Raw genomic sequence first — 10,944 nt, 5'->3', positions numbered from 1 at the left:
CTGCTCTTCGGTAAACCGCTTCTTCACGTCCAATCTCCTTCGGATGGGGGATTGGACTCCAAACCGACGTGCTACTCAAAACCGGGGGGACGTCGCGCGCACTGCGTGGAGCAGGTATTGCACGGCACCTGCCCGAACTGCGGCGGCGGCTTCAGCCCGCGGCCGACGCGGGCGGCGGCGCTGCTGGCGAAGTACCCGCCATCGACGGAGCGGGTGACCAGGCCGGATGGCTGCGCCAGCGCCGGCTGATCGGGACAGGCACCACTACAGCAGCCGCAGCAGCTCCTTCATCAATGGCAACCGCCGCACGCGTACCGCGCTGGCGCGGAACACCGCATTGGCGAGCGCGGGGGCGACCGTGGGCATGGCCAGGAAACTGGCGCCGGCGGGGTCACGCTCGTCGTCGACGGTGATCACTTCCACGTCGTTGGGCAGCTGCGCCATGCTGGCCAGCGGGTAATCCCTGAGGTCGTGCTGCTGCACCTGGCCGCCCTTGACGGTGATGGCGGCATTCATGGCGATGGACAGCGCATCCAGCGTGGCGCCGGCGACCTGGCCCTGCAGGCCGGTGGGGTTGATCACGCGGCCCACGTCGACGGCGCAGACCACGCGCTGGATGGTGAGCTTGTCGCCCTGCATCGCCGCCTCGATCGCGTGCGCGACGTAGGCGCCGTCGACGTGCCAGCAGGCGATGCCGAGGCCGTTGACGGTGCGCAGCCAGTTCTTCCACTCGATGCGGTCGGCGACCAGGCGCAGCACGTTGGCCAGGCGGCCGACGTCCAGCGTGCGACCGTTGTCCAGCGGCAGCTGGCGCGCTTCGCCGAGGATGCGCAGGCGCGTCTTCAGCGGGTCCTCGCGCATCTGGTGGGCGATTTCGTCGATGAAGCTTTCCACCGCGAACGCATTGCTCAGGTGCGGCATGCCGCGCATCGGGCCGCGGGGGGTGGCCGATTCCAGCGCGTACCAGTCGCTGCGATAGTTCGGCACCAGCGGGGCGGGGAACTGGTCGGCCTGCAATTCGGACGTCCACAGATGATCCTGCGGCACGCCGCGTCCGGTCAGTGCGGAGGCGCTGGCCATGCGCTGGTTCCACGCCAGCAACTGGCGCTTGCGATCGATGATGGCGCCCAGCTGGTGCACGCTGCCGCTGCGGTAGTAGTCGTTGCGCAGGTCCTGTTCACGCGACCACAGCAGGCGCACCGGCTTGTTGATCGCCTTGGCCAGCATCACCGCTTCGGCCACGTAGTCGTGATCGAGCCGGCGGCCATAGCCGCCGCCCACGCGCGGCACGCGGATGTCGATCTTGTCCGCGGCCAGGCCGGTCAGGCGCTGCACCACGGCCGAGGCTTCCTGCGGCGCCTGGGTGGGCACCACCAGGCTGGCGCGATCCTTGTCCAGCCGCACCAGGCAGTTCGTCGTCTCGGCGGTGGCGTGCGCCAGCCACGGCTGGAAGTAGGTCGCCTCCAGTCGGCGCGCAGCCTTCTTGCCGGCGGCGTCGGCGTCACCGATGTTGCGTACGCGGGTGGTGGGCGCGCTCTTGCCGCCGACCAGGGCGAGCGCCTGCTGTTCCAGCGTATTGCTGCTGGCGTCGCCGCTGGCGCCGGGCTTCCATTCGAGCTTGAGCCTGGCCTGGCCTTGCAGCGCGGCCCAGGTGTTTTCGGCGAGCACGGCCACGGCCGGGGCGATCACGGTGCTGCCCGCAGGTTGTCCGGGCTCGGGGCGCAGCTGCACCACTTTCAGCACGCCGTCGACGGCCAGCGCGTCGGTGGTGTCGATCCGTGCCAGCTTGCCGTCGGGCCAGGGGCAATGCGAGAGCACGGCGACCACGGCGTCGCCGTAGAAGTGGTCGATCGCGTAGCGGGTCTGGCCGGTGACGATGGCGCGCGCGTCGACGTCGCCGACGCCGTGGCCGATCAGCCGGTAATCGGCGGGGTTCTTCAGCGGTGGCAAGGTGGTGGGCAGGGCGATCTTGCTGGCGTCGGCAGCCAGGCTGCCGTAGCTGAAGCGGCGACCGTCGGGCGCGATGACCATGCCGTTCTCGCTGCGCAGGCGGCTGGCGGCCAGACCCAGCCGGCGCGCGGCGGCCTGCAGCAGCAGCCAGCGCGCCACCGCACCGGCCTGGCGCAGGTCGCGCCAGGCGGCGGGGATCGAGGTGCCGGTGCCGCCCACCTGGTGGCCGTAGCTCCACACCGGCTTGCCGTTTCGGCTGTCGACGCCGAGGCCGAGCGCGACCACCCGCACGTCGTTCCAGTCGACGTCGAGTTCGTCGGCGATGATGCGCGGCAGCGAGGTGGCCACGCCGGTGCCGGTGTCCGGATCGCGCGCGCCGATCAGCACGCTGCCGTCCTCGTCGATGCGCACGTACGGTCCGAGCCCGTGGACGTTGTCGCCCAGCAGTGCCGGTGGCAGCGGTGCGTCGGTCGCTTCGGCAAAGCGGATGCCGACGAGCAGCGAGCCCGCGGTGCCGGCGAGCACCTGCAGGAAGCGGCGGCGCGAAAGTCGGATGCCCTGGCTCATTGCTGGCCCGCCTTGCCGGCGGCGGCGCGCTTGATCGCGCGGCGCACGCGGGTCTGGCAGCCGCAGCGGCACAGGTTGGGCAGCTGGTCGATGTCGTCGTCGCCCGGGTGCGGCTTGCGGCGCAGCAGGTCGACGCCGGCGATCAGCCAGCCCGGCGTGCAGTAGCCGCAGCCGATCGCGTCCTCGTCGATGAAGGCCTGTTGCAGCGGATGCAGGCTGCCATCGTTGGCGGCCAGCCCTTCCACGGTGACCACCGCCTTGCCGGCCAGCCTGGCCAGCGGCTGGGCGATCGCGGAGACGGCCTTGCCGTCCAGCAGCACCAGGTCGGCGCCACTGCCGCCGTGCTCGCCGGCGTACTTGGTGCCGGTCAGCCGCAACACGTCGCGCAGGTACCACAGCAGAGGCATCTGCGGATCACCGGTATGCCGGTAGTGCTCGCCATTGATCAGCAGGTCGATGCCGTCGCGAATCTTTTCCGGAACGATGCCGCTTTCCGGAGGGGGCGGCAGGACCTGGGCTTGCACGGGCGCCATCCATCATCTCCTTGAGGTCGATTCGCACATTGTGGCATTGCCGCCGTCCGCTTAGGGCAGTGGATGGCTGAACAGACGCCGCCAGACGAAGTAGACCGGCACGCCCATCAGCATGACCAGCAGCACGATGGCCGAGCTGCGCGGGTTGTCGAGCAGGGTGGCGACGACCACCGCCACCACCGCGGCGACGAACAGCAGCGGCAGCCACGGATAGCCCGGCACGCGGAAGCCGTCTGCCGTGTCGTCATGGCGGCGATACCAGAACAGGGTGCCCACGCCCAGCGCGCAGGCCAGCCAGTCGCCGAAGGTGGCGTAGTCGAGCAGCTGGCCGTAGCTGAAAGCCAGCGCCAGCAAGATCGCCCAGCCCGACAGCAGCAGCAACGCGGCGTTCGGCGTGCGCCAGCGTGGATGCAGGCGGGCCACGGCGCGGAAGAACAGGCCGTCCTCGCCCATCACCTGCAGCACGCGCGCGCCGGCGACCAGGGTGATGTTGCAGAAGCCGAGGGTGGAGATGGCCACGCCCAACGCGATCAGCCTGGCGCCGATCGGCCCGGCCACCTGCTGCATCACGTCGGCGGCGGGCGCGTTGCTGGCCGCCAGGCCGGCGTGGCCGAGCACGGCGAGATAGGCCACGTTGACCAGCACGTAGGCGACGATGACCAGGCCCATGCCCAGCGCCAGCGCACGCGGCAAGGTGCGCTGCGGCTCGCGTACTTCGCCGGCGAGGTTGTTGAGATAGGTGAAGCCCGAGTACGCGAACAGCACCGGCAGCGCCGCACCGATGAAGCCCACGCCGTGGCGCGCGGGGTCCACGGCCAGCACCTGCTGGTGGCCGGCGCCGGCGAAGAACAGCCCGCAAGCCACCAGCACCGCCACCGCCAGCAGCTTGAGCAGGGCGAACAGGTTCTGGATCTGCGCGCCAAGGCGGATGCCGAACAGGTTGATGCCAGTGACGAAGACCAGGGCACCGATCGTCAACGGCAGCGACCAGGCCGCCGACAGGCCGAACAGCGGTGCGGCATAGCTGGCGAAGATCGTCGCCACCGCGGCGGAGGAGCCGGAATAAATCACCAGCAGCATGGTCCAGCCGAACAGGAAACCGGCCAGCGGCCCGAACGCCTCGCGCAGGTAGACATAGGTGCCGCCGGCATGCGGCCGGCGGGCGCCCAGCTCGGCGTAGCACAGCGCGCCCAGCAGGGTGAGCAAGCCCGCGGCCACCCACATCAGCAACAGCCACAAGCCGGACTCGGTGCGCTGCGCCACCACGCCGGGGGTAAGGAAGATGCCGCCGCCGATGACGCCGCCGACCACGATCAGGGCGGCGTCCCAGGGGCGCAGGCTGCGTTGATAGCCGGGATCGGTACGAGGCATGGAGTGAGTCGGTGTGGGAGGAAGCACGCATGGTCGCTGTACTGCCGTGGCGCAGGCAAGCTCCGCCCCGATGTTGGTCACGGTCGTTACGTTGCTCCGATGGGTCGTTTGGCACGACGTCCACTCACGGGTACGTGCTCCATGTGATGGATGGGCGCCTTGAAGGGGTGTGCGTGGCGCTGTCGATTTTTCGCAGAATCCTGCAGGGATTGGCCGCGGCCTGCCTTTCGCGCAGAATGGGCCGCCGCGCGCCTCGGGCGCCGGGCAAATCAAGCAAAAATCAAACAGGGATTTCATGAACAAGCGTATTCAGATGTCCGTCATAGCGATCGCTATGGTGGCAGCCTCGGGCAGCGCCTTCGCTGCCGACCAGGGCGCATTCTTCATCAACGGCAATCTTGGCCAGTCGCATTTCCACAGCCGCTATTACACCGATAACACCGGTACCAGTTCGGCGGAGCGCGTGGGCTATGCCTGGAATCTGGGCAGCGGTGCCGGTGGCCTGGGTGTCGAGGCGGGCTATGTCAATCTCGGCCGCGCCAGTGTGTCGGCCTACGATGGCGCCTACAGTGCCAGCGCCAAGCTGTCCGGCCCGGTGGTTGGCGCGAACTACAAATACACGTTCAACAACAAGATGTTCGTGTCCGTGCGTGCAGGCTGGTTCCGTTCGAAATTCGATACGAAAGTCAGCGGAATTGGTTCGCAGAGTTTCAGCGGCAATGGCGCCTACAGTGGCGTCGGCGTCGGTTACGACATCACGCCGCACTTCAGTCTGGGCGTGAACTTCGACGAGTACCACGGCCGTGCCACGGTGTATGGCACCAAGGCCAAGCAAGCCGTCAGCTCGCTGTCGGGATTTGCCGAATATCGTTTCTGAGTCTCGCGCAGCTGGTGCAGGAGAACGGCCGCCCTGGGCGGCCGTTTTCTTTATGCGTGACCGGTCGGCTCATCAAGCGTCAGTTCACCGCGTACGCCGATCACGCAGGCGCCGCCGATGGTGACCGCGCCGCTGGCCGCGTCGCGGGCCACCTCGACGATGCCGTTGCGACCCACTTCACGGCCCTGGCTGGCGCGGTAGTTCAGTCCGTAGCCGTCGCGATCGCCCCGCGCGGCCAGCCAGGCCATGATCGCCGCGTTGGCGCTGCCGGTGACCGGGTCTTCCGGAATGCCGTCGGCCGGGCAGAACGCGCGCACGGCCATCGCCGCATCGCCGGAACGTTGGCGGCCGAACACGCCGACGCCGACGGCTTCCTGCCGCGTGCAGATTTCCGCCAGGGCGCCCATGTCCGGCCTCAGTGCCCGGACGGTTGCCGCCTCGCCCAACTGGCACAGCAGCCAGTGCGGACCGTTGTCCACGAGCACCACCTCATCCCCGGCAAGTTCCACTTGCAGCGCGGATGCCAGTTGCGCGCGCCGTGCATCGTCCACCGCGTGCATCCGCGCCGGCGGCGCCTGCACGTGGATGACCCGCGTCGGCCCCTGGCCGATCACCTGCACCGGCAGCAGGCCGGCGGCGCACTCCTGGATCAGCGCCGTCTTGCCGGCGTCGACCAGGCCGGCCTCGATCGCCGCATACGCGCTGCCCACGCTGGGGTGGCCGGCAAACGGCAGCTCCTGCCGCGGGGTGAAGATGCGCACGCGGTAATCCGCCTGCGGCGTGCTCGGCGGCAGCAGGAAGGTGGTTTCCGAAAGATTGGTCCAGCGCGCGATGCGCTGCATGGCCTGGCCATCCAGTCCTTCCGCCCCGATCACCACGGCCAGCGGGTTGCCATCGAACAGGCGGCTGGCGAAGACGTCCAGCTGCAGGAAGCGGAAGGTGTCGGGCATGGTCGGTAGCGGCGGGTGATGGGGAGGGGTTCGATGATAGCGGCAAGCCGGAAAGCCACCCTCCCGCTACGGCGGACTGCGGGCGGCGCACCGATTTGCGGCACAATAAGAGGGTTGTGCGCCCCGGACAGCGGTCTGCGGCGCCTCGTCCCCTTGAAATCAAAGCTGCCGCCATGACCTCCATCAAGCAAGAAGACCTGATCCAGTCCGTCGCCGACGCGTTGCAGTACATCAGCTACTACCACCCGGTCGACTACATCAAGAGCCTCGCCGCCGCCTACGAGCGCGAGGAATCGCCCGCCGCGAAGGATGCGATGGCGCAGATCCTGATCAACTCGCGGATGGCTGCCGAAGGTCATCGCCCGCTGTGCCAGGACACCGGCATCGTCACCGTGTTCCTGAAAGTCGGCATGAACGTGCGTTGGGGCGACGCCAGCATGTCGCTGGAGGACATGGCCAACGAAGGCGTGCGCCGTGCGTACATGGACCCGGACAACAAGCTGCGTGCCAGCGTGCTGGCCGATCCGGCCGGCAAGCGCATCAACACGAAGGACAACACGCCGTCGGTGGTGAACATGTCGATCGTGCCAGGCGACACCGTCGAGGTGATCGTGGCGGCCAAGGGCGGCGGCTCGGAAGCGAAGTCGAAGTTCGCGATGCTCAATCCGTCCGACTCGATCGTCGACTGGGTGCTGAAGACCGTGCCCACGATGGGCGCCGGCTGGTGCCCGCCGGGCATGCTGGGCATCGGCATCGGCGGCACCGCCGAGAAGGCGATGCTGATGGCGAAGGAGTCGCTGATGGAGTCGATCGACATCCAGGAGCTGATCGCCCGTGGCCCGGCCAACCGTTGCGAGGAACTGCGCATCGAGCTGTACGAGAAGGTCAATGCGCTGGGCATCGGTGCGCAGGGCCTGGGCGGCCTCACCACCGTGCTCGACGTCAAGGTGAAGGATTTCCCGACCCACGCGGCGAACCTGCCGGTGGCGATGATCCCGAACTGCGCCGCCACCCGCCACGCGCACTTTGTGCTGGACGGCAGTGGCCCGGTGATGCTCGATCCGCCGTCGCTGGAAGACTGGCCCAAGCTCACCTACGACACCTCGAAGGGCCGCCGGGTGAACCTCGACACCGTCACCCGCGAGGAAGTGGCCAGCTGGAAACCGGGCGAAACCCTGCTGCTCAACGGCAAGCTGCTGACCGGCCGCGATGCCGCGCACAAGCGCATGGTCGAGATGTTGAACAAGGGCGAACCGCTGCCGGTCGATTTCAAAGGCCGCTTCATCTATTACGTGGGTCCGGTCGATCCCGTGCGCGAAGAAGTCGTCGGTCCCGCCGGCCCCACCACCGCCACGCGGATGGACAAGTTCACCGAACAGGTGCTGGCGCAGACGGGTTTGCTCGGTATGGTCGGCAAGGCCGAGCGCGGCCCGGCCGCGATCGAGGCGATCAAGAAGCACCAGTCGGTGTATCTGATGGCCGTCGGCGGCGCCGCGTACCTGGTGTCCAAGGCGATCAAGGCTTCGCGCGTGGTCGGCTTCGCCGATCTGGGCATGGAGGCGATCTACGAGTTCACCGTGGAGGACATGCCGGTGACCGTGGCCGTCGATTCCGGCGGCACCTCGGTGCACCAGACCGGTCCGCGCGAGTGGCAGGCAAGGATTGGAAAGATCCCCGTCTTTGTTCAATAAATAAGTGCGCGAAGCGCACACCATCGCCTCCTCCCCTCCCAGGGGAGGATTGAGGTGGGGTAGCTCAGGGGCACCAGGGTGCGAAAAGCACCCCACCCCAGCCCTCCCCTGCGAGCAGGGGAGGGAGCAAATGCTCACGCTCCCGGCAACAGCCCCCAAAAAGCCCCAACCCCGCCTCGCAAAAGCTCTCCGAACCACCCATTCTTCACCCGGCCACCGCCATCCGGCCCGCCTGCCTCGTACACGCCAACCCCGACGAACCCACATCATTCAGACGTCCAAACGTCCAAATGACCTCATCGAAAAACCATTTGCAATTCCGATGCGGCAGCGCAACACTGGCTGGATGTCCCACCGCCCATAGCGAATACCCGTGACCTCGCCAACTTCCGCGTCCCTGCCTGCCAACGCCCCCTGGATCGTGATGAAGTTCGGCGGCACCAGCGTGGCGAGCTTGCCGCGCTGGCAGAACATCCGCGAGCTGGTGGCCAGTCGCCGCGCCGAGGGCGCCCGGGTGCTGGTGGTGGTTTCCGCGCTGTCCGGCATCACCGATGCGCTGAAACAGTTGTGCCGGCACGCCGATCGCGCCGAGCGCAACGAGGCGGCGAAGGCCATCGTGCAGCGTCATTACGAACTGCTCGAACACATGCAGTTGGCCCTGCCGGGCACACTCAACGAGCGCCTGGGCGACCTGGTCCGGCTGGCCGACGACAGCGGCAGCTTGGGCGAGCTGGCCTGGCAGGCCCAGGTGCAGGCGCACGGCGAGCTGATGTCCAGCGCCTTGGGTGCCGCCTTCCTCAGTCACAGCGGCGTGTCCACCCAATGGCTGGATGCGCGCGAATGCCTGTCGGCCGTGGCGCTGCCGAACCAGAACGAGCGCACCCGGCTGCTGTCGGCCATGGTTGAGGCGAAACCCGATCCCGCGCTGAACGCGCGGCTGGCCGCGCTGGGCGAGGTGTTCATCACCCAGGGATTCATCGCCCGCGAAAGCCAGGGCCGCACGGTGCTGCTCGGTCGCGGTGGCTCGGATACTTCGGCCGCCTATTTCGGCGCGTTGCTGAAGGCGCAGCGGGTGGAGATCTGGACCGACGTGGCCGGCATGTTCACTGCCAACCCGCGCCAGGTGCCCGGGGCCCGCCTGCTGCAGCGGCTGGATTACGAGGAGGCGCAGGAAATCGCCTCGACCGGCGCCAAGGTGCTGCACCCGCGCTGCCTTTCGCCACTGCGCGAGCCGCGCGTGCCGCTGCTGATCAAGGACACCAACCGGCCTGAGCTCGAGGGCACGGTGATCGGTCCCGAGGTGCGCGCGCACGCACCCAGCGTCAAGGCGATCAGCGCGCGCAAGGGCATCACCCTGGTGTCGATGGAATCGGTCGGGATGTGGCAGCAGGTCGGTTTCCTCGCCGACGTGTTCGCCCACTTCAAGCAGCACGGACTGTCGGTGGACCTGATCGGTTCGGCCGAGACCAATGTCACCGTGTCGCTGGACCCCACCGAGAACCTGCTCGATTCCGACGCGATCGCGGCGCTGGCCTCGGATCTGGCCAAGGTGTGCCGGGTCAAGGTGATTGCGCCGTGTGCCGCGATCACCCTGGTCGGTCGCGGCATGCGCTCGCTGCTGCATACCCTGTCCGGCGTGCTGGCCGAGTTCGGCCAGTTGCGCGTGCACATGATTTCGCAGTCGTCGAACAACCTGAATCTCACCTTCGTGGTGGACGAGGAGGTGGTGGATCTGTTGCTGCCGCACCTGCACGACCTGTTGATCGGCGCCGGCGCCTTGCGCACCGACGACAGCGCCTTGTTCGGCCCCAGCTGGCAGGCGCTGTACGGCAGCGGCGAAACGCCGGACGTGGCCGCCGCGTGGTGGCACGAGGCCGAACGCGATCGCCTGCTGCAGATCGCCGCCGAAGCCACGCCCCGTTACGTCTACCACCTGCCCACCGTGCGCCACCAGGCGCGCGAGCTGAAGTCGCTGGCCGCGGTCGATCGCCTGCATTATGCGGTGAAGGCGAACACCCATCCGGCGATTCTCGCTGCGCTGGCCGGGGAAGGTTTCGGTTTTGAGTGCGTGTCGCCCGGCGAGCTGAAGTTCGTGCTGGCACACGTGCCCGAATCCGCGCCGCTGCTGTTCACGCCGAACTTCGCGCCGCGCGACGACTACGCCTGGGCGCTGACCACGCGCGCCACGGTGTCGCTCGACGCGCTGTATCCGCTGGAGCACTGGGGCGAACTGTTCCGCGGCCGCGAGATCGTGCTGCGGGTGGATCTGGGTCGCGGCCTGGGCCACCACGAAAAGGTGCGCACCGGTGGCAGCGGCAGCAAGTTCGGCCTGCCGGTCGATCAGCTGGACGACTTCCTGCATCTGGCCGACGCGCACGGCGTCACGGTGCGCGGCCTGCATGCACACCTGGGCTCGGGCATCCTCGACGACGCGCACTGGGGCGAGGTCTACGCCCAGCTGGCCAGCCTGGCCGAACGCATCGGCAGCGTCAGCTTCATCGACATCGGCGGCGGACTTGGCGTGCCGTCGCATCCGGGCGAGGCGCGGCTGGACATCCTCGCGCTCGATCGCGTGCTGCGCGAGGTCAAGGCCGCGTATCCGCATTACCAGCTGTGGATGGAGCCGGGCCGTTACCTGGTAGCCGACGCCGGCGTGCTGCTGGCGAAGGTCACCCAGCAGAAGGGCAAGGGCGCGCTGCGTTACCTCGGCCTCGACACCGGCATGAACAGCCTGATTCGCCCCGCGCTGTACGACGCCTGGCACGAGATCGTGAACCTGACCCGCCTGCACGAACCGGCCACCGCGCTGTACCAGATCGTCGGCCCGATCTGCGAAAGCGGTGACGTGCTGGGCAGCGACCGCCGCCTGCCCGAAGCGGCCGAGGGCAACGTGATGCTGATCGCCCAGGCCGGCGCCTACGGCAAGGTGATGTCGAGTTTGTACAACATGCGCGACGAGGCCAGCGAGGTAGTCATTGATGCCTGAATTCCCTCTCCCCAAGGGA

8 protein-coding genes are annotated in these 10,944 nt (G+C 68.1%); 4 read left to right on the top strand and 4 right to left on the bottom strand.

Annotation, left to right across the window (positions count from 1 at the left end; translation table 11 throughout):
* The first annotated feature begins 117 nt into the window (after nt 1–117).
* Entirely contained in the window at nt 118–249 is a 132-nt protein-coding gene (locus ASD55_RS18950) for a hypothetical protein (RefSeq protein WP_255357490.1), read from the top strand.
* A gap of 15 nt (nt 250–264) precedes the next feature.
* Here the strand turns inward: ASD55_RS18950 and ASD55_RS15070 are convergent, their stop codons facing one another.
* Genes ASD55_RS15070 through ASD55_RS15060 form a run of 3 tightly spaced genes read right to left on the bottom strand, consistent with a single transcriptional unit; the run spans nt 265 to nt 4,421 of the window.
* Nucleotides 265–2,517 (bottom strand): molybdopterin cofactor-binding domain-containing protein, encoded by a 2,253-nt coding sequence (locus tag ASD55_RS15070; protein ID WP_056767363.1) that lies wholly within the window; start codon nt 2,515–2,517, stop codon nt 265–267.
* Nucleotides 2,514–3,050 carry a (2Fe-2S)-binding protein gene (locus tag ASD55_RS15065; protein WP_056767360.1) on the bottom strand — a complete coding sequence of 179 codons (537 nt, stop codon included), beginning with the start codon at nt 3,048–3,050 and terminating at the stop codon, nt 2,514–2,516. Before ASD55_RS15065 ends, ASD55_RS15070 begins: the two co-directional genes overlap by 4 nt.
* 51 nt (nt 3,051–3,101) lie before the next feature.
* Complete coding sequence (locus ASD55_RS15060) at nt 3,102–4,421, bottom strand: amino acid permease (protein ID WP_056767357.1); 1,320 nt, start codon at nt 4,419–4,421, stop codon at nt 3,102–3,104.
* A 295-nt stretch (nt 4,422–4,716) separates the two neighbouring features.
* On the opposite strand from ASD55_RS15060, the gene ASD55_RS15055 reads away from it, so the two are divergent.
* Nucleotides 4,717–5,298 carry an outer membrane beta-barrel protein gene (locus ASD55_RS15055; protein ID WP_056767354.1) on the top strand — a complete coding sequence of 194 codons (582 nt, stop codon included), beginning with the start codon at nt 4,717–4,719 and terminating at the stop codon, nt 5,296–5,298.
* A gap of 50 nt (nt 5,299–5,348) precedes the next feature.
* On the opposite strand, the gene ASD55_RS15050 is transcribed toward ASD55_RS15055, so the two are convergent.
* Complete coding sequence (locus tag ASD55_RS15050) at nt 5,349–6,248, bottom strand: PhzF family phenazine biosynthesis protein (RefSeq protein WP_056767352.1); 900 nt, start codon at nt 6,246–6,248, stop codon at nt 5,349–5,351.
* A 173-nt stretch (nt 6,249–6,421) separates the two neighbouring features.
* Between ASD55_RS15050 and ASD55_RS15045 the strand changes: the two genes are divergently transcribed.
* Nucleotides 6,422–7,939 (top strand): fumarate hydratase, encoded by a 1,518-nt coding sequence (locus ASD55_RS15045; protein WP_056767349.1) that lies wholly within the window; start codon nt 6,422–6,424, stop codon nt 7,937–7,939.
* A gap of 373 nt (nt 7,940–8,312) precedes the next feature.
* Nucleotides 8,313–10,925, top strand: coding sequence for a bifunctional aspartate kinase/diaminopimelate decarboxylase (locus tag ASD55_RS15040; RefSeq protein WP_082542809.1), 2,613 nt, complete (start codon nt 8,313–8,315; stop codon nt 10,923–10,925).
* The last annotated feature ends 19 nt before the right edge of the window (nt 10,926–10,944 follow it).

The sequence above is a fragment of the Rhodanobacter sp. Root561 genome, assembly GCF_001427365.1.
GTDB lineage: Bacteria > Pseudomonadota > Gammaproteobacteria > Xanthomonadales > Rhodanobacteraceae > Rhodanobacter.
Note: the sequence above shows the minus strand (reverse complement) of the source record. Positions and strands in the feature narration are given on the sequence as shown.